This is a genomic window from Mesorhizobium sp. P2_H9 (assembly GCF_056403215.1).
In genome coordinates, this window is the sequence record NZ_JBFUFX010000002.1 from 336,669 (window position 1) to 354,725 (window position 18,057).

Here is an 18,057-nt window from a genome sequence, read left to right on the forward strand (position 1 = left end):
GCGAAAAATGCGAGCCCCGAGGCGCTGAAAAATGCGCGTGGTCTTTTGAAGCCGGCAGGCGTCAGCCGGATTTGACGCTGGGCAGGCCGAAGCCGCCGGCGGGATGGGTCTCGACCTGGAATTCAAAGCCGGCAATGATCGGCCGTGCCTTGGCGATCGCCGCCTGCACTTCGGGCAATTGCAGCGACGCCTTGTGACTCGCCTGGTCGGTCCACACCTCGGTCACCCAGATCGCATCGGCATCGGCCGGATCCCGGGCAATGACATAACTCAGGCAGCCGGGCATGGCGCCGGTCGAGGCGAGCAGGACGTCCATGATCGCGTCGCGCTGGCCGCGCGTCGCCCGCATCTTGCCGATCAGTCCGTACATTCCTTTTGCCTCCCTGGGGTCGCGCGACAAGAGTATGCAATTAGCCGGTCACGGCATCAACTGGCCGCCATTCACCTCGATCACCTGGCCGGTGATGTAGCCGCTCAACAAATCCGACGAGAGGAAAAGATAGGCGCCGACGCAGTCTTGCGCCGTGCCGGCGCGACCTTGCGGGATGGTGGCGATCATGCCCTTCATCTGCTCGTCCGTCGAATAGCGCTCGTGGAAGGGTGTGGCGATGGTGCCGGGCGCGACCGCGTTGACGCGGATGCCGAAGCCGATCAGCTCCTTGGCCATGCCGCGCGTGACGTTGGAGACGAAGGCCTTGGCCGAGCCATAGAGGCCGGCGCCACCGCCGGCGCCGTTGCGCGCGGCGATCGACGAGGTGTTGACGATGAAGCCGCCCTGCTTCTTCAGCCATGGGATCGCCTTGCGCGAGGCGGTCAGCACCGAACGGGCGTTGAGATCCATCACCGCATCGTAATGCGCCTCGGTCTGCTCGGCATAGGGTACGCGGCCGAGCATTCCGCCGGCATTGTTGACCAGCCCGTCGAGCCGGCCAAATTTTTCAGCGCTCTCCTCGACGACGCGCTCGACATCGGCAGGCACCGAGAAATCACCCTGGGTGAGGAACACCTCGCCACCGCCATCGCGAATGGTTCCGGCCAGTTTCTCGGCGGCGTCGCGGCTTGAATTGTAATGCAGGGCGACGCGGCTTTTCTGCGCGGCGTAGGCCAGCGCGAGAGCAGCCCCTATGCCGGTCGAGGCACCGGTGACGAGCACTGCCTTGCCGGCGAGATCGGGTATCGAGAGGGCGGTCGGGGTGGCTGGCACTGCTGTTCCTCCGGGATTTCCCCCCGTCCTTCGTAGGCCCTTGCCCCCCTTATGTTCAAGCCTCAGGGCCTGAGATAGACATAGCCTTGACCCTGCAGTTCGGCGAGCTTGACGACGCCGCCCTTGTCGGCAGCGTGGAAGCCGTCGAGCAGGTCGGCAAGGGTGATCTCCATGCCCTTCATGGTGTTGCCGCAGGCGTGCGGGCTGAGGCCGTCCTGTACAAGGCCGGCGAAACGCCCGGAAATCGCCGCCGATATGCCCTTCGACTTGAAGGTGGCAAGCGCCGGACCATGCACGACCAGCGCGATGTCGACATTGCCGCCGGTGCCTTCATAGTGGTTCTTGATGTTGCCGAGCACGAAATTGACCTTGTCGATATCGCTGAGATGATAGGCGACCTTTTGCCTTTCCCCGGTGGTATCAGCGCTTGCTGCCTGCACCACCCGCAAGCCAAAAAACGTTCCAGTCCCGGCAAGAACAGCACGGAACATATCGCGTCGGCGCATCGCATCCTCCTCTGCTTGATGCTCTCTGCAAATTGCGTAGCTGCGGCCACGATACTAGCATAGAACGACGTTACGTCCTGTCGATGCGAGGGAGAGGGTCACATGGCGTTCGGGAAATGGAAGATCATTGCCGGCGCCGGATTCGGCGCCGCGCTGCTCGGCGCGCTTGCGGGCTCGGCCCTTGCCGACGAGGCCCTCAAGCTCACCGAACTGAGCCCGGAGGGCAAGGATGCCTGCTTCGGCCGGGTCTACGATGCCGGGCACCTCAAGGCGCATCCGAAGCAGAAGGTAGCCAGGATATTCTTCCTCTATGGCCATGACCCGGTGAGCCGTCCGAACGAGGAGCCGGCCACAAATTCCGACTCGTCCTACAATGGTTTTATCGCCACCACCACGCGCGGCGCCAAGGCGCCGGAATGGGCGAGCGGCTGGTGCAACCACGAGTCCGAGGACGGCAAGACCGGTCCGATCCGTTGCGGCATGGACTGCGATCGCACCATGGCCTCGCTGAAGCTCGACGACAAAGGCCGTCTGATCGTCACGGATGTTTCTCAGGATCTTTATCTCGACGCGGGATCGGAAGACGAACTCGGTGAGGCCGAATATGACCGGCAGGCGCTTGGCTCGGAGGACGACAATTTCCGCCTCGACCCGATGCCGGCGGCAACCTGCCAGGCCGAGTTCGCGCGCATCGATCCGATCGACCCGGCGCTCGGTCCGCCTTTGCGCGAGCGGCTGAAGCCGGACCAGGCTTTTTGCTATGGGCGTGACTATGATGCCGCGCATCTGAGCTCGCATCCCGACCAGGTGACGCAATCCATCCGGGTTTTCCGCGGGCCGGTCGAACTGGCGTCCTTCGCCGCCGGCGGCGATGCCGCCAATTGGCCTGATGGCGCCGACATCGCCGTTTCGGTCACCACCAGGAAGAACGGAGCCAAGGTCACGCAGACCTACTCCTGCCAGGGCGAGGCGGATCAGTGGCGCTGCGCGGCGAGCGCTAAGATGAGCAACTTTTCCTGCGACATCACGCAGAAGGAGATCTTCCTCAAGCGCGGCGCCAACGGCACGATGATGCTGGCCAACCCCAACAGCAGCCTGGCCATTGTCGATCTGTGTTCGAAGGCGGCTGAGGGCAAGACCGTATCCGACGACAAGGTCTATCGGCTGGAGCCGATGCCGCAGTCGGCTTGTTCTCCATGAGGTCCGACGCTTCGTCATCCTATGGCGGAGCAAGGAGCGAAGCGACGCGGCGCAGACCATAGGATGACGAAGTTGAGAGGCCTCGGCCAATCTCCAACGCCGTGCCAACCGCCTCACGCGAACGGCACGGCCGTCGTGCCCTTGGGCAGCTTTGCCTCTTCCTCCGGCTCGACATGGATGATAACGCGCACCGACGGGATTTCGACCTTGAGCGCGTCCTCGATGCGGTCGCAGATGACGTGACTTTCGCCAACCGTCATATCGGCATCGACGACCATGTGGAATTCGATGAAGGTGGCGCGGCCGGCGATGCGGGTCTTCAGGTCATGGACCTCCAGCGCACCCTTCGAATTGGCCGAGATGATGTCGCGGATGTGCATGTGCTCCTGGGTATCGACGGCACGGTCCATCAAGCCATTGAGCGAATCGCCGGTAAGCTTCCAGCCCTGGTAGAGGATGTTGAGTGCAACCAACCCTGCAAGTAGCGGATCGAGCACATGCCAGCCCGTCACGACAGCGGCGACAAGACCGACGATCACACCGACCGAAGTGACGACGTCGGTCATAATGTGATGGCCGTCGGCCTCCAGTGCCGGCGATCTCTCGGCGCGGCCGTTGCGGATCAGGATCCATGCCCATATCGCGTTGATGGCGGCTGCACCGCCGTTGATCGCCAAGCCCTGCCACGGCTGCTCAAGCGCTGTCGGATGGGGCAATGATTGCCACACCTTGGCAATGATCAGCAGCGCTGCCACCACGATCAGCACGCCCTCGAGCACGGCCGAAAAATATTCGGCCTTGTGATGACCGAAGGGATGATCCTGGTCGGCCGGCTTGTGGGAGATCTGGATCGCCCATAGCGCGGCGGCAGCGCTGATGACGTTGACGATCGACTCCAGCGCGTCGGAATAGAGCGCGACGGAACCCGTGACGTACCAGGCGGCGAGCTTGAGGCCGAGCACGACAAAGGCGACGACGATCGACCAGAAGGCGAGGCTGGCGACCTTGCGCTTGGCGGCGGCTTTGGCCGCGATCGCCGTCATGTTCTCCGTTTCGGCCATCTCGCCCTAGGCTGCCTTTTCCTTAGCCTTGCGCGGCAGATGCGCAACGATGTTCTCGATGATGCGCATGCCGGCATTGTGGCCGAGCGTCATGATCGACTCGGGGTGGAACTGCACGGCGGCGATCGGCTCCTTGCGATGCTCGAAGGCCATGATGACACCGTCCTCGGTCTCGGCGGTGACGATGAAATCGTCGGGCAGCCGCACCGGATCGGCGAAGATCGAGTGGTAGCGGCCGACGGTTACTTCCTTGGGCAGGCCGGAGAAGATGATGCCGGGCTTCGATACGCGGATGCGCGAAGGCTTGCCGTGCATCGGCACGTGCAGCTGCCTGAGTTCGCCACCATAGGCCTCGGCCAGCGCCTGCAGCCCGAGGCAGACGCCGAAGATCGGCAGGTCGCGGGCACGCGCCTTCTTGATGGTGGCGGCGCAGTCGAAGTCCTTCGGCGTGCCAGGCCCGGGCGATAGCACGACAAGGTCCGGTTTCAGCCTGTCGAACACCTCCTCCGGCACTGGCGTGCGCACGGTCGAGACATTGGCGCCGGTCTGGCGGAAATAGTTGGCCAGCGTGTGGACAAAGGAGTCCTCGTGGTCGACCAGCAGGATGTTGACGCCGTCGCCAACGCGCGCGGTGGTGCGTTCGGTACCGGCTGCATTGCCCGACTTGGCGTCGCGGATGGCGGAGAGCATGGCGGATGCCTTCAATTCGGTTTCGGCTTCTTCTTCCTCGGGAATGCTGTCGAAGAGCAGCGTGGCGCCGGCGCGCACCTCGGCGATGCCGTCTTTGATGCGGATGGTGCGCAAGGTCAGGCCGGTGTTCATGTCACCATTGAAGTTGACCATGCCGATTGCCCCGCCATACCAGGCGCGCGGGCTCTTCTCGTTCTGTTCGATGAAACGCATGGCCCATAATTTCGGCGCGCCCGTGACGGTGACCGCCCAGGCGTGCGACAGGAAGGCATCGAAAGCGTCCATGCCTTCGCGCAGCCGTCCCTCGATATGGTCGACTGTGTGGATCAGGCGCGAATACATCTCGATCTGGCGGCGGCCGATGACGCGCACCGAGCCCGGCTCGCAGACCCGCGACTTGTCGTTGCGGTCGACGTCCGAGCACATGGTAAGTTCGGATTCGTCCTTCTTCGAATTGAGCAGTTTCAGGATCTGCTCGCTATCGGAAATGGCGTCGTCGCCGCGCTTGATGGTGCCTGAAATGGGGCAGGTCTCGACACGGCGCCCATTGACGCGCACGAACATTTCCGGCGAGGCGCCGATCAGGTACTCGCCTTCGCCGAGATTGATGAAGAAGGAATAGGGCGAGGGGTTGATGGTCTTGAGCTTGCGCGAAATTTCCGACGGCTGCGTCTCGCAACGCTCGTAGAACATCTGGCCGGGCACCACCTCGAACAGGTCGCCGCGCTTGAAACTGTCCATCGCCTTGCGCACCAGATTGGCATATTCGCCGGGCTCGTGGTCGCCGCGCGGCGGGATGCGGTCGGGGGTTTTGAACGGCTCGACGATCTCGTCGCGCGGCAGGTTTTCGGTCGAAAATCCGTCGCCGGAATAGTCGTAGCGGTCGGTCCAGGCCTTGGTCGAATAATGGTCGACGACCAGGATCTCGTCGGGCAGGAACAGCACGAGGTCGCGCTGGCTCTGCTTGCGCTCGAGCTTGTAGTCGACCGGATCGAACTGGAAGGCGAGGTCGTAGCCGAAGGCGCCGTAGAGGCCGAGATTGGCGTCTTCCGCCGTCTTGAACAGAGCGGTGATGGCGCGCAGGACCGTAAACACCGAAGGGACGCGGCTGCGCTCTTCCTCGGTGAAGACACGGCCGGGCTTGGCGACGTCGAGGCGGATCAGTTTTTTCGACGTCTCGGCGATCGTCACCTCGGCCAAGCCGGCCAGCGCCTTGCCGATCACCGGCAACAGCACCTCGCCGCGGCTGTTCAGCGCCTCGATGCGCATGGCGCGGCCGCGCGCCGAGATCACCAGCGGCGGATCGATGATGGCGGTGTCCCAGCGCGTGTAGCGGCCGGGATATTCGTAATTCGAGGAAAACACCGCACCCCGGCGCGAATTCAACCCGTCGACATAGGTGTCGATTGCGCCCTCATAGGGCCGGTCGTGGCGCTCGCGGGTGATGGTGACGCCACCCGCGGTGACGAAGCTTTCCGCCCCGTTTTCCAGAACTTTCATCGTCATTGCCGTCTCCATCAGCGTCTTTGGGGCAACGGACCCGGGAATGGCTTGAAAAAACAAATGGCCGCCCGGACATTCCGTTGCGGCCACCCTCTATTTTCACGCACACGCGTTCGAACAGGCCGCTGTCAGCGAGCCCACCACCAAATGGTCTTGATCGAGCGCATGTTCATGGCGAAATCCATAGCCGCGAAAGGCCCGATGCGCAACAGGTTTGAAAAGTCTGTTGGTGGCTGCCGCTTCGACGCCTCATGGCACATCGCCAAGGCCGGCAGTCCCACCTACTCTGGAGATCCAACAGCAGGAAGATGTGAGAGACACCAATGACCGAGCAAATCGACCGCGCGCGGGCGTTCCACGCCCTTCACGTCAAGGGAAACCCAGTCGTTCTCTACAACGCATGGGATCCGGGCAGTGCCAAGATCGTCGAGAAAGCAGGGGCCAAGGCCATTGCTACGGGAAGTTGGCCGGTCGCGGCCGCCTTCGGATTTGCCGACGGCGAGAAAATCCCGCTGGAGCTGGCGCTCGAAAACATCAAGCGCGTCGTTGCGGCCGTCGACCTGCCGGTGACTATGGATCTCGAGGGCGGCTATGGCGTCGCTCCGGAAACCGTCGCTCGCACCGTGACGCTCGCCTTGCAGGCCGGCGCCATCGGTTTCAATTTCGAGGATCAGATCGTCGGCGGCAGCGGCCTGCACGACATCGCGGTGCAGGTGAAACGCATCGAGGCGGCAGCAGCGGCTGTAAAAGCCTCCGGCATACCGGCATTCATCAACGCACGAACCGACCTCTTCCTCAAAGCGAAGCCGGACACGCATGACAAGGCTTTGGTCGACCAGGCCATCGAGCGGGCGCAGGCTTATGAGAAGGCTGGAGCGCACGGTTTCTTCGCAGCGGGTCTTGGTGACGAGGGTCTGATCGAGACGCTCTGCGCGTCGATCAGTCTGCCGGTCAACATCATTGCGCTGGCGCATGTACCGCCACGGCAGCGCCTGGCGGAACTGGGCGTTGCCCGCGTCAGCCACGGCCCTGTGCCTTACCGGCAGATGGCCGAATGGCTGGAGGCGAAGGCGCGACAGGCTATTTCTGGTTAGTACTACTGCATTGGACAGCCAGTTGGGAAAGGGCATAAGCCCCCGACTTCGTCATCCCTGGGCGAAGCAGGAGCGAAGCTCCGTCGCGGAGCCCCTGGGATCCATGCCGCGACCTTCGCCTTGGAGTGCAGCGGAGCACAATTCTCGATCGCTGCGCCGCTCAGATGTAACGGCATGGATTCTAGGGTCTGCGCTGCGTCGCTTCGCTCCTTGCTCCGCCCTAGAATGACGAAGCTATCGGCGCTTCGGCAACTACCAAGCAAATGCTTCCTTAATCCTCCAGCGTGCCCGACCTTGCGTCGGCGCTCTTCTTGTCCCCGACCAGCTTCAGCAGGTCTTCGCCGGCGCGGATGATGCGTCGCGAGCGCCGGGTCAGGATGATGCCGGCTTGCGGGGCGAAAACCTCGGTGCGGCCGCCGGCTTCGCCTGGCGTATGGACGATGGTGGCGAGGCGCGCACCCTTGGCGACGCGATCGCCGGGCTTCACGTCGTAGAGGATGGCGCCGCCGCGCGGCGCAGGCATCATGTCGATGTTTTCGAGCGGTGCCGCGACGCCGGTGAACGGATCGGGCGCGGGCAGGGCCGGGTCGGTGATCACGCCGCGCGCCACCAGCAGGCGATAGAGCCCTTCGGCATCGGCGCCGGCCAGGGCGCCATCGACATCGAGCATGCCGCGATATTCGACCGTGGTGGTGACGCGCCGGTCGAAGCGCGCCACATCGGCGGGGACGTTCTGATAGGGCATGATCGAGGCACCCTCAAAAGTGCCGTCGGTGTCTTCGTGCCACAGCATGACCGCATCGACGCCCATGGCGGCGGCACAATCGGCCATCGCCGGCCATAGGCTGGTGTGGACGTAGAGATAGGCCAGGCCCTCGTCGTCGCAATGCAGGTCGAGCACGATGTCGTGGCCGAGCGAAAGCTGCAGCAGCCGCGTCTTCAGCTGCTGGTCTGCCGTGCCATGTGTGGTGTCCGGCAAGAGCGAGGTGTCGGGCGCGGCCAGCAGCGGAAAGCCGCGGTTGAAGTTGGTTCGGGTGCCGAGGTGAAAACGGCCCTGGTGCTCGCCGAAATGGTATTGCGCGCGGCCGATCGGGTTGGCCCACGGCACGATGGTGATCGAACCCTTGATGCGGCCTTCAGCCTCGGCCTTGGCCAGCATCGGCATCAGCGCATCGATGGCAACCACGCCCGGCAGTTCGCCGGCATGAAGTGCTGCCTGCAGATAGGCTGAAGGGGCAGCCTTATCCGCGCCCGCGAAGCGGAACACCGGAAATTCGTAGGAAACGCCTTCAGTGTCCCCGGTGATGCGCTCGATCGATTTCTGCATGGGATGTCTCCGAAAATGAGCCGAAGACATGCATCTTTGTCGTTACGCTGTCGATTGGTCCAGCGACCGGCGCGATGGGCGCAAGCTACTCGGCCGGGGCCTGAAGGGCCGCAACGGGTGCTGACCGGTCGAGCGCCTGCGACAGCACGGCGATTGCGACCGCCAACAAAGCGAGTGCCGAGCCGACAAAGGGCAGATTGGCGTAGGACACGCCCCAGGACAGCGCGATGCCGCCGATCCAGGCGCCGCTGGCATTGCCGACATTGAAGGCGCCCTGGTTCAGCGTGGCGGCAAGGTTCGGCGCCTCGGCTGCGGCTTCGACGACGCGGATCTGCAGCGGCGGCACGACGACGAAGACGAGCAGGCCCCACAGGAAGACAATTGCGATGGCGACCACGGCAATTGTGCCGAATTGGGCGAAGCCGAGCAACAGCAGCGCCAGCATCAAGAGCGTGCCGATCACCGTCGGCATCAGCTTCCAGTCGGCCAGCCTCCCGCCGATGATGTTGCCGATGGTCATGCCGCCGCCGAACAGCAGCAGCACCCAGGTTACGGCAGATGTCGAAAGGCCGGATACGTCGATGAGATAGGGCTTTATGTAGGTGAAGACGGCGAACAGGCTGGCCGATGCCGTTGCCGAGATCAGCATGGCGAGCCAGACCTGCAGCTTGCCCAGCACCCTGACTTCACCGAGCAGGCCGCCACTGCTTGGTTCAGTGACATCGGATGGCACCAGCCAGGCGATTGCCGCGACCGAAATGAGGCCGATGCCGACCACGGCGAGGAAAGTGGCACGCCAGCCGAAGGCTTCGCCAAGCGCGGTGCCGGCCGGCACGCCCAGAATGTTGGAAAGCGTCAGTCCGGCAAACATCAGCGCCATGGCGCTGGCTCGTTTGTTGCGCGGCACCAGGCTGGCGGCGACAACCGAACCGATGCCGAAGAAGGCGCCATGGCCGAGGGCGGTGAAGACGCGCGCCGCCATCAGCGTCCAGTAGCCGGGTGCGATGGCGCAGAACAGATTGCCGATCATGAACATCGTCGTCAGACCGATCAGCACCGGCTTGCGCCGCAGGCGCGCGGTGGCCACCGCGACGATAGGGGCGCCGAAGACGACGCCGAGCGCATAACCGGTGACCAAAAGGCCGGCCGAGGGGATCGAAACGCCGAGATCGGCGGCGACCTCGGGCAGAAGCCCCATGATGACGAATTCGGTGGTGCCGATGCAGAAGGACGCAATGGCAAGCGCTAGGATCGGCAAGGGCATGGAGCGTCCGGAATGAATCGGTTCAAAGCCGAGACTGTCTGGATATGTGTGCCGCGCGCAATCGCCATTGTTGCAATGCAGCATTGCAGAAAGCGGAGGGCTCGCGGAAAGCGCCGCATCAACGGCAGGGAGCTTCGAAGGCGGTTCTATGCGAGCGGCTTCAAGTCCTGGGCGATGGTGGGCAGAAGCTCCGAAACATTGGGGTGGATGTGGGTTGCCCGCGCCAGCGTGTCGATCGGCGCCTTAGCGTACATCAGGTCGAGCACGCAGTGCACCGCCTCGTCGCCGCCGGGGCCAAGCACCGAGCAGCCGAGGATTTCCCTGGTGTCGGCATCGACCAGGATCTTCATGAAGCCTTGCGTCTCGCCCTTTTCGACAGCACGGCCGACCCGGGTCATCGGCCGCTGGCCGACCAAGGCGCGGCGGCCGGATTTTTTCACCCCTGCCTCGGTCATGCCGCAGCGACCGAGCGGTGGGTCGATGTAGAGCGCATAGGCCTCGATGCGGTCACTTACCTTGCGCGGGTCGTTGTCGAGCAGGTTGGCGGCGACGATCTCGTAGTCATTGTAGGAGGTGTGGGTGAAGGCGCCTTTGCCGTTGCAATCGCCCATCGCCCAGATGCCGGGCACCGTGGTGCGCAACTGGTCGTCGACGGTGACGAAGCCGCGCCGGTCGACCTCGACACCAGCCTTGTCCAGGCCGAGATCATCGGTGTTGGGCGTGCGGCCCAGCGCCAGCAGCACATGCGAGCCGACCGCCGGTGGCTTGCCGGCGGAGAAAGTCACGGCGATATCGTCGCCCTGCTTGGCAAAGCCGATGTCGTCGGCGCCGAGATGGACCGCAATGCCTTCGTTTTCGAGGATCGACAGGATGGCGGCGGAGACATCCTCGTCCTCGCGGCCGGTGAGCCGCGGGCTCTTTTCGATGACGGTCACATCGGAGCCGAAGCGGCGGAACATCTGCGCGAATTCGAGCGCGATGTAGCTGCCGCCGACGACGACGAGATGGCGTGGCAGTACATCGAGATCCATCATCGACGAATTGGTCAGATAGGAAATGTCATTGATGCCGGGCAGGTCGGGCACCGAGGCGCGGCCTCCGGTGTTGAGGAACATGCGCTCGGCGGTCAGCAGATCCTCGCCGACCCGCACGGTGTTGGCGGATTCGAAACGCGCATGGCCGCGATAGAGCGTGCATTTGTCCATGCCGGCGATCCAGGTCTCCAGCCCGATGCGTGCATCGTTCGACACCTTGTCCTTGCGCGCCTTGATCGCCTTGAAATTGACGCCGACCGGGCCGCCGAGCGTCACGCCAAAATCGGCGGCGCGCCGCGCCAGATGCGCGGCATAGGCGCTGGCCACCATGGTCTTGGTCGGCATGCAGCCGGTGTTGACGCAGGTGCCGCCGACCAGCTTGCGCTCGATCAGCGCCACGCTCATGCCGGCCGCGTTCAGCCGGGCGGCAAGCGATGGGCCGGCCTGTCCGGCGCCGATGATGATGGCATCGTATGTCTTGGCGTCTGAGGCTTGGGCCGTCATACCACCGCCGCCACGATCAGCAGACCGCCGACGATTGCCACCGCGTCTTCGATGAGCGCGGCAGGCAGGTCCTTGCCGAAGCTTGCTGCCAGCCGGCCGCGCACCTCGGCGCCGCCATACGTGCCGATCACCGCGCCGATGACACCGGCGATCAGGCCGCCGATGGTGGCGCCGCCGGTCGCGCCGATCACCGCACCGGTGAAGGCGCCCATGATGATGCGGGTGCCAAACTGCTGCGGCACTTTTCTGCTCGGCGTCGACGGCAGCTGGTCGGTGATAAGCTCGACGATGGCCAGGATGGTGAAGATGCCGACAGCGGCCCAGTGGCCCATGAAGCTGGCCCAGGTACCGGCGAGCGGCAGCCAGCCGAGATAAGCGCCCCAGGCCACAGCGGCGGGTGCGGTCATGGCGCGCAGGCCGGCGATGACGCCGATCAGAAGTGCAAGAAGGTACAGCATATCGATCCCTTCGATGGCAGGCGCGGGACAGGTCCGCGAAGGCAAGCTAGCATAGGTCCGGCGTTTGACCACAGCAGGTGCTGGCGCTTCTTGCACCAGGGCGCGTTGTACTTTGGTAAAACAGTCAAGCACGAGGAAAGAGACGGGAGGCGCTGTCATGGCTGAAAGCGAACGCACAAAGATGGCGGCGGGCGGATGGTACACATGCCTCGATGCCGAGCTGGAGGCGCTCCGCGTCAGCGCGCGCGATGCGGTGTTCGAGCACAATTCGCTGCCGCCTCGCCAACGTGGCAACATCGGACCGGCGCTGAAATCGCTGCTTGGCGCTGCGGGTGAGGGCGCCCGGATCGAAGCGCCGTTTCACTGCGCCTACGGTTTCAACATTTTTCTCGGCGAGGCCACCTTTCTCAATGCCGGCTGCACCATCCTCGACACGGCGACGGTCCGCATCGGCAAGGGAACGCTGCTCGGCCCCAATGTGCAGATCTATTGTGCCGAGCATCACAAGGAGGCCGCCGGGCGGCAGGCGGGCCTGGAGATCGCAAGAGCGGTCGAGATCGGCGACAACGCCTGGATCGGCGGCAGCGCCATCATTCTCGGCGGCGTCAGCATCGGCGAGGGCGCCATCGTCGGAGCGGGCGCGGTGGTGACGCGCGACGTGCCGGCAAACACCACGGTCGTCGGCAATCCGGCGCGGCCGGTCAAGCGGAGCTGACCATCCAGTGGGATCAGCGCGAAGTGATGTGCTCGTCCTGATCGACACGCTTTGAGAATTCGCGCCGGTACTGCGCCGGCGAGGTCCTCAGCCGCGCCGAAAAATGCTGGCGCAGCGAGGTGGCACTGCCGAAGCCGGCCTCGAAGGCGATGGTGTCCATCGATTTTTCCGTGGCTTCCAGCAGGCGCTGCGCCAGTGCGACGCGCTGGTCGGTCAGCCAGTCGCCGAAACTGGTGCCGATCGTTTTCTGAAAGCGGCGCGTGAACGTCCGGCGGGTGAGGCCGGCGGCATCGGCCACCTTGTCCAGGCTGTGCGTATCACCGAGCGTTCCGCGCACGGCGTCGAGGGCCTGTGTGAAGCGGTCTGCGTTTTCGGCTTTGGCAATGGGACGCTCGATGAACTGCGCCTGTCCGCCCTGCCGATGCGGAGACAGGACGATCTGCCGCGCGAGGCGTAGTGCCGCCTCCACGCCGTAGCGGGCGCGCACGAGGTGGAGGCAACAGTCGAGCCCGGCGGCGACACCGGCGGAGGTCATGACATCGCCCTCGTCGATGTAGAGCACGTCAGCGTTGACGACGATGTCGGGATAGAGCGCCTGCAATTGTTCGGTATAGGCCCAGTGCGTGGCGGCGCGCCGCCCTGAAAGTAGGCCGGTCGCGGCGATGGCGAAGGTGCCGAGGCACAGCCCGACAAGCAACGCGCCGTTTTGGTGCGCCCGACGCAGCGCCTCGGTCAGAAATGCGGGCGGCGGATCGTCCAGATCCCGCCAGCTTGGCACGATCACAATGTCCGCGCCGTCGAGGCTGCCCAATCCATGCGGCGCGGTCACGGTCAACCCGGCTTCGGTCCTCACCGGCCCTGCTTCGAGCGCGCAGATGCGGAAGTCGAAGCGCGGCAGACCGAGCGCCGTGCGGTCCTCGCCGAAGACCAGACATGGCACGGAGAGGTGGAACGGGCTGATGCCATCGAAGGCGATGGCGGCAACAATCGGATCGGCCATGGGAACACCATTGAGGGTCAAACCGAAATGTCCCAATTCTTTCGAACAATGTCAATTGGGACACTTTCGACTGTTTGGTGACGCATCTATTTTCGGCCCATCGCATTCAAGCCGGAAGGAAAACACCATGTCTGACCCAGTCAAAACCGCGCCGCGCCGCGCTCTCATCGTCGTCGACGTCCAGAACGACTATGATGGCGGCAATCTCGCCATCAAGCATCCGCCGTTCCGCGACAGCGTCGTCAACGTAGCACGTGCCATGGACGCGGCGGCAGCGGCCGACGTGAAGGTGGTGGTCATCAAGCAGCTGGCGCCCGAGACATCGCTGGTTTTCGCCAAGGGCAGCCATGGCGCCGAACTGCATCCCGAAATCGCCAGACGCAGTCGAGACCACTATGTCGAAAAGACCTTGCCGAGCGCCTTCACCGGCACCGACCTTGAAGACTGGCTTCGCGCCAACGCCATCGATACGATCACAGTCGTCGGCTACATGACGCACAACTGCGATCTGTCGACCATCATCCACGCCGTGCATATGGGCTTTGCCGTCGAGTTCCTGTCCGACGCCACCGGCTCGCTGCCCTATGCCAACAGCGCCGGCTATGCCTCGGCCGAAGAGATCCACCGCGTGGTGACCATCATCCTGCAGTCGCGCTTCGCGGCAGTGCTCAAGACCGCCGAATGGATCGAATGCCTGAAGACCGGCGCGCTGCCCGAACGTGACACGATCTATGCCTCCAACCAGCGCGCGCTGGCGCGCAACGCCGCGTAGGCAAATAGCCTCGAATTGAGAGGGGCGCCGCAAGCTGCGGCGCCCCTTGGCGTTTCCTGGTCACGAATACCTTGGGCGGGGCCGTGGCCCGTTTGGAAGTCTTTTTCGCTGGGCTCATTCGCTTTCGGGATGATGGACGGCCAAACGCAAGAATTCGGATCGTGCTCTATTTCAGAACCTGGCGAGAACTGAAGAACGGAGTGAAGTCTTTCACAGACGAGAGCCTCTCTCTGCGGAACGGTCATGCTTGATCAGGGAGTGTGGTCGGTGGACTTTCCCGGGAGAAACAAGTGAAAGCGCGAGTTGCAAGAACTGCAGTCGTTCTCGCCTTGGCCGGTGCTTCGGCACTCCTGCCGTGGCCCGCTTTCGCCCAGGTCCCTCCGCACCGGCCGGGGACGATTTGCATCACTCCATCGTTCTGGTGCTGGGCGCAGCCGCCTGGCCCGCCCGGATATCCGTGCGGGTGCCCGTCGCAATACGGCTATGTGCCGGGCTATCTAGGGTAGTCGTCAGGCGGGGGATTTCACGATGACGATGACACCGGCCGACCCTCTCGTTTCGGGACTCATAGCGGACGCCAAGCTGGTCGCCAGCTACGGCCGCTACGGCGTGTTCAAGGACAGTTCCCTGTTTGCGGCTATCGGCAATGCCGAAAAGCTCAACGATGCGACGGCCAGCCAGCCTGAGGTCGTCAATCTTCAGACGGTGTTCAACGATTGTTCCGGCACGGTGCCATTTGCCACCCTGGCGGCCCTGAGATCGGGCTGGTCGCCCGGGGACATGTCGCGCAGGACTGCGCTTGCGACATACTTTCTCGTGGCTCTTTCTGTGCTTTTCATGGTTGTAACCGGAAGATTGACGTACATTTACAACAAGGGAATCGCGATAAACTCCGAACTCATAGAAATCGACAACAATGATTTCAGCGCACGGTTCGGACAGGCGATACGCCAGGTTTGGGCGACGAAGAAACAACTGAGCTCGGCATCGTCCGAGCAGGCTTCGATCACGGACCTGACGCTCCTGAAGGACGCCTACTACAACTCGGAAGATAACCTTCACGCTCTCGACCAGCGCTTTTCCTCCCTGGTGAGAAGAGCGCAAGGGTTCATGACTGAGGACGCGCAATTCCCGATCTGGGGAATGCAATGGATGTACTGCGAGCTCTATTCGACATCCACGGCCGATAGCGAAGCGGCGGGCCAGGCACAATTCTCCCAGCAGGGTGCGATTAACCAGTTCTGTGACCAGGCGCTGGGGGTGAGTAAAGCCACGCGTCCAGACAAGATCAAGGAGCTCCCCAACCAGCCGGATACCTATTGCGCGCAGATAAACACCGACAAGAAAAACCCGAACAATACTGAAGGCGCGTCTTCTGAAAAAGTGACGGACGTGAATGCCGATTTCGACGAGGCAACGCGCAGCCTGCAGTGCGACGGCGTGATCACGATCGCGCCGAACTCGATCTACACGCTGACCGCGCAGATAAAGACGCTGGGCGAGGTTCTCAGCCCATATGCCTTGTGGATACTCCCGGCCTTCTACGGCGCGCTCGGAGCCATCATGTTTCACATGCGGATGATCCTCAATCCGCTGCTGCCCAATCCGCCGCTGTCGCGGTTGATCCACAGGATCGCGCTGGGAGCGCTGGCCGGCATGGTGCTTGCCTGGTTCGTGACGCCGGGCAGCAAGCTTGGAGACGAGGTTTCGGGGATTGGCTTTAGCCTGTTCACCTTCGCCTTCCTGTTCGGTTTCAGCCTCGACATCTTCTTCACCATCCTCGACCAGTTCGTCAGCATGTCGGTCGCCGGGATCAAGAAGGTCGGGTCCTCAACAGTGGCGTGAGAAGCCCGGCAAGCAAAAAGGGCGCCGCGGCAGTACGGCGCCCTTTTTCATTGCAGTCCGGATGCGCTCTTAGAACAACCCCTCGATCTGGCCGATCTCGTTCAAGAAGATCTTTTCCGAGGACGGCACCTTGGGCAGGCCGGGCATGGTCATGAYCTCRCCGCAGATGATGACGACGAAGCCGGCACCTGCCGAAAGCCTGACCTCGCGCACCGGTACGGTGTGGCCGGTCGGCGCGCCGCGCAGGTTCGGATCGGTCGAGAAGGAATATTGCGTCTTGGCCATGCACACCGGCAGGTGGCCGTAGCCGGCCTGCTCCCAGGCGTGCAACTGGTCACGCACCGACTTGTCGGCGATCGCTTCCGAGCCGCGATAGATGCGCTGGACGATGGTGTTGATCTTCTCGAACAGCGGCATGGCATCGGGATAGAGCGGCGCGAACTGCGACGCCCCGGATTCCGCCAGTGCCACCACCTTGTTGGCGAGTTCCTCGATGCCGGCCGAGCCCTTGGCCCAGTGCTTGCACAGAATGGCCTCTTCACCCATCGAGGCGACGTAGTCCTTCATCGTCTGGATCTCGGCGTCGGTGTCGGAATAGAAGTGGTTGATGGCAACCACCGCCGGCACGCCGAACTGGCGGATGTTCTCGATGTGGCGGCCGAGGTTGGCACAGCCCTTCTTCACCGCCTCGATGTTTTCCTTGCCAAGGTCTTCCTTCTTGACGCCGCCATTCATCTTCATGGCGCGCACGGTGGCGACGATGACCGCCGCCGCCGGCTTGAGGCCAGCCTTGCGGCACTTGATGTCGAAGAATTTTTCGGCACCGAGATCGGCGCCGAAGCCGGCTTCGGTGACGACGTAATCAGCGAGCTTCAGCGCCGTCGTGGTGGCGACGACCGAGTTGCAGCCATGCGCGATGTTGGCGAACGGGCCGCCATGCACGAAGGCCGGGTTGTTTTCCAGCGTCTGCACCAAATTGGGCTGCATTGCGTCCTTCAGCAAAACGGCCATGGCGCCGTCGGCCTTGAGGTCGCGGGCATAGACCGCCGACTTGTCGCGGCGATAGGCGACGATGATGTCGCCGAGGCGCTTTTCCAGGTCCTTGAGGTCGGTGGCCAGGCACAGGATGGCCATGACTTCCGAGGCGACGGTGATGTCGAAGCCGCCTTCGCGCGGAAAGCCGTTGGCGACGCCGCCGAGCGAGCAGATCATCTCGCGCAGCGCGCGGTCGTTCATGTCCATGACGCGGCGCCAGACGACGCGGCGGGTGTCGATGCCGAGCTCGTTGCCCCAGTAGATGTGGTTGTCGATCAGCGCCGAAAGCAGATTATGCGCGGTGGTGATGGCGTGGAAATCGCCGGTGAAGTGGAGGTTCATGTCCTCCATCGGAACGACCTGCGCGTAGCCGCCGCCGGCGGCACCGCCCTTGACGCCGAAATTCGGACCGAGCGAGGCCTCGCGGATGCAGACGATCGCCTTCTTGCCGATGCGGTTGAGACCGTCGCCGAGGCCGACCGTGGTGGTTGTCTTGCCTTCGCCGGCCGGCGTCGGGTTGATGGCGGTGACCAGGATCAGCCTGCCGTCCTTGTTGCCCTTCACAGACTTGATGAACTCGGCTGATATTTTCGCCTTGTCGTGGCCGTAGGGCAGAAGGTGCTCGGTTGGGATGCCGATCTTGGCGCCGATCTCCTGAATCTGCTTTTTCTTGGCGCCGCGGGCGATCTCGATGTCGGACTTCACTTCGGCCATGACGGCTTTCCTCTGGATTGGACGATGGAGGGGACGGGTTTGGTGGCTATGGTCGTCGCAGGCAATTCGAAACGGCCGTTAGGCGCGCGGGCATGTTCTAACCCTGTCGCTGCCGTGGCGTCAACTTGCAT

General features: G+C 63.4%; 16 protein-coding genes. 5 read left to right on the forward strand and 11 right to left on the reverse strand.

Annotation, left to right across the window (positions count from 1 at the left end; translation table 11 throughout):
- Positions 1–61: 61 nt before the first annotated feature.
- From AC1DXN_RS04655 to AC1DXN_RS04665, 3 genes are all read right to left on the reverse strand, one after another.
- Positions 62–370, reverse strand: coding sequence for a putative quinol monooxygenase (locus tag AC1DXN_RS04655; protein WP_477245598.1), 309 nt, complete (start codon positions 368–370; stop codon positions 62–64).
- 48 nt (positions 371–418) lie between these two features.
- Positions 419–1,204, reverse strand: coding sequence for an SDR family NAD(P)-dependent oxidoreductase (locus AC1DXN_RS04660; RefSeq protein ID WP_477272891.1), 786 nt, complete (start codon positions 1,202–1,204; stop codon positions 419–421).
- A 62-nt stretch (positions 1,205–1,266) separates the two neighbouring features.
- A complete protein-coding gene (locus AC1DXN_RS04665; RefSeq protein WP_477272889.1) occupies positions 1,267–1,710 on the reverse strand; it encodes a DsrE family protein in 444 nt (147 codons plus the stop codon).
- 102 nt (positions 1,711–1,812) lie between these two features.
- Between AC1DXN_RS04665 and AC1DXN_RS04670 the strand changes: the two genes are divergently transcribed.
- Positions 1,813–2,910 (forward strand): hypothetical protein, encoded by a 1,098-nt coding sequence (locus AC1DXN_RS04670; protein WP_477272887.1) that lies wholly within the window; start codon positions 1,813–1,815, stop codon positions 2,908–2,910.
- 113 nt (positions 2,911–3,023) lie between these two features.
- On the opposite strand, the gene AC1DXN_RS04675 is transcribed toward AC1DXN_RS04670, so the two are convergent.
- Both AC1DXN_RS04675 and AC1DXN_RS04680 read right to left on the reverse strand, forming a co-directional pair.
- Complete coding sequence (locus AC1DXN_RS04675) at positions 3,024–3,971, reverse strand: cation diffusion facilitator family transporter (protein ID WP_477272885.1); 948 nt, start codon at positions 3,969–3,971, stop codon at positions 3,024–3,026.
- Positions 3,972–3,977: 6 nt separating this feature from the next.
- Positions 3,978–6,167 carry an anthranilate synthase gene (locus AC1DXN_RS04680; RefSeq protein ID WP_477272883.1) on the reverse strand — a complete coding sequence of 730 codons (2,190 nt, stop codon included), beginning with the start codon at positions 6,165–6,167 and terminating at the stop codon, positions 3,978–3,980.
- A gap of 320 nt (positions 6,168–6,487) precedes the next feature.
- On the opposite strand from AC1DXN_RS04680, the gene AC1DXN_RS04685 reads away from it, so the two are divergent.
- Positions 6,488–7,258 carry an isocitrate lyase/PEP mutase family protein gene (locus AC1DXN_RS04685; RefSeq protein ID WP_477272882.1) on the forward strand — a complete coding sequence of 257 codons (771 nt, stop codon included), beginning with the start codon at positions 6,488–6,490 and terminating at the stop codon, positions 7,256–7,258.
- 271 nt (positions 7,259–7,529) lie between these two features.
- Here AC1DXN_RS04685 and AC1DXN_RS04690 read toward each other — a convergent pair whose 3' ends face one another.
- The 4 genes from AC1DXN_RS04690 to AC1DXN_RS04705 all read right to left on the reverse strand — a co-directional run bounded on the left by AC1DXN_RS04690 (position 7,530) and on the right by AC1DXN_RS04705 (position 11,845).
- The gene (locus AC1DXN_RS04690; RefSeq protein ID WP_477272880.1) at positions 7,530–8,585 is read right to left on the reverse strand and encodes a M14 family metallopeptidase; all 1,056 of its coding nucleotides are present in this window, start codon (positions 8,583–8,585) and stop codon (positions 7,530–7,532) included.
- 85 nt (positions 8,586–8,670) lie between these two features.
- Entirely contained in the window at positions 8,671–9,849 is a 1,179-nt protein-coding gene (locus AC1DXN_RS04695; RefSeq protein WP_477272878.1) for an MFS transporter, read from the reverse strand.
- 146 nt (positions 9,850–9,995) lie between these two features.
- On the reverse strand, positions 9,996–11,387 hold the full coding sequence (locus tag AC1DXN_RS04700; protein ID WP_477272876.1) for an FAD-containing oxidoreductase: 1,392 nt from the start codon (positions 11,385–11,387) through the stop codon (positions 9,996–9,998).
- Complete coding sequence (locus tag AC1DXN_RS04705; protein WP_477272874.1) at positions 11,384–11,845, reverse strand: DUF4126 domain-containing protein; 462 nt, start codon at positions 11,843–11,845, stop codon at positions 11,384–11,386. Before AC1DXN_RS04705 ends, AC1DXN_RS04700 begins: the two co-directional genes overlap by 4 nt.
- Before the next feature lie 157 nt (positions 11,846–12,002).
- On the opposite strand from AC1DXN_RS04705, the gene AC1DXN_RS04710 reads away from it, so the two are divergent.
- Complete coding sequence (locus AC1DXN_RS04710; protein ID WP_477272872.1) at positions 12,003–12,560, forward strand: sugar O-acetyltransferase; 558 nt, start codon at positions 12,003–12,005, stop codon at positions 12,558–12,560.
- A gap of 13 nt (positions 12,561–12,573) precedes the next feature.
- Here AC1DXN_RS04710 and AC1DXN_RS04715 read toward each other — a convergent pair whose 3' ends face one another.
- On the reverse strand, positions 12,574–13,560 hold the full coding sequence (locus AC1DXN_RS04715) for a helix-turn-helix domain-containing protein (RefSeq protein WP_477272870.1): 987 nt from the start codon (positions 13,558–13,560) through the stop codon (positions 12,574–12,576).
- A 127-nt stretch (positions 13,561–13,687) separates the two neighbouring features.
- On the opposite strand from AC1DXN_RS04715, the gene AC1DXN_RS04720 reads away from it, so the two are divergent.
- Both AC1DXN_RS04720 and AC1DXN_RS04725 read left to right on the forward strand, forming a co-directional pair.
- Positions 13,688–14,332 (forward strand): cysteine hydrolase family protein, encoded by a 645-nt coding sequence (locus tag AC1DXN_RS04720; RefSeq protein WP_477272868.1) that lies wholly within the window; start codon positions 13,688–13,690, stop codon positions 14,330–14,332.
- Between the two features lie 528 nt (positions 14,333–14,860).
- Complete coding sequence (locus tag AC1DXN_RS04725) at positions 14,861–16,177, forward strand: hypothetical protein (protein WP_477272866.1); 1,317 nt, start codon at positions 14,861–14,863, stop codon at positions 16,175–16,177.
- 69 nt (positions 16,178–16,246) lie between these two features.
- Here AC1DXN_RS04725 and AC1DXN_RS04730 read toward each other — a convergent pair whose 3' ends face one another.
- The gene (locus AC1DXN_RS04730) at positions 16,247–17,926 is read right to left on the reverse strand and encodes a formate--tetrahydrofolate ligase (RefSeq protein ID WP_477421474.1); all 1,680 of its coding nucleotides are present in this window, start codon (positions 17,924–17,926) and stop codon (positions 16,247–16,249) included.
- Positions 17,927–18,057: the final 131 nt, after the last annotated feature.

Excerpts from the sequence above, each read along its gene's own strand:
- AC1DXN_RS04655 (WP_477245598.1), bottom strand. The coding sequence starts at position 370 with ATGTACGGACTGATCGGCAAGATGCGGGCGACGCGCGGCCAGCGCGAC.
- AC1DXN_RS04665 (WP_477272889.1), bottom strand. The coding sequence starts at position 1,710 with ATGCGCCGACGCGATATGTTCCGTGCTGTTCTTGCCGGGACTGGAACG.
- AC1DXN_RS04670 (WP_477272887.1), top strand. The coding sequence starts at position 1,813 with ATGGCGTTCGGGAAATGGAAGATCATTGCCGGCGCCGGATTCGGCGCC.
- AC1DXN_RS04675 (WP_477272885.1), bottom strand. The coding sequence starts at position 3,971 with ATGGCCGAAACGGAGAACATGACGGCGATCGCGGCCAAAGCCGCCGCC.
- AC1DXN_RS04680 (WP_477272883.1), bottom strand. The coding sequence starts at position 6,167 with ATGACGATGAAAGTTCTGGAAAACGGGGCGGAAAGCTTCGTCACCGCG.
- AC1DXN_RS04685 (WP_477272882.1), top strand. The coding sequence starts at position 6,488 with ATGACCGAGCAAATCGACCGCGCGCGGGCGTTCCACGCCCTTCACGTC.
- AC1DXN_RS04690 (WP_477272880.1), bottom strand. The coding sequence starts at position 8,585 with ATGCAGAAATCGATCGAGCGCATCACCGGGGACACTGAAGGCGTTTCC.
- AC1DXN_RS04695 (WP_477272878.1), bottom strand. The coding sequence starts at position 9,849 with ATGCCCTTGCCGATCCTAGCGCTTGCCATTGCGTCCTTCTGCATCGGC.
- AC1DXN_RS04700 (WP_477272876.1), bottom strand. The coding sequence starts at position 11,387 with ATGACGGCCCAAGCCTCAGACGCCAAGACATACGATGCCATCATCATC.
- AC1DXN_RS04705 (WP_477272874.1), bottom strand. The coding sequence starts at position 11,845 with ATGCTGTACCTTCTTGCACTTCTGATCGGCGTCATCGCCGGCCTGCGC.
- AC1DXN_RS04710 (WP_477272872.1), top strand. The coding sequence starts at position 12,003 with ATGGCTGAAAGCGAACGCACAAAGATGGCGGCGGGCGGATGGTACACA.
- AC1DXN_RS04715 (WP_477272870.1), bottom strand. The coding sequence starts at position 13,560 with ATGGCCGATCCGATTGTTGCCGCCATCGCCTTCGATGGCATCAGCCCG.
- AC1DXN_RS04720 (WP_477272868.1), top strand. The coding sequence starts at position 13,688 with ATGTCTGACCCAGTCAAAACCGCGCCGCGCCGCGCTCTCATCGTCGTC.
- AC1DXN_RS04725 (WP_477272866.1), top strand. The coding sequence starts at position 14,861 with ATGACGATGACACCGGCCGACCCTCTCGTTTCGGGACTCATAGCGGAC.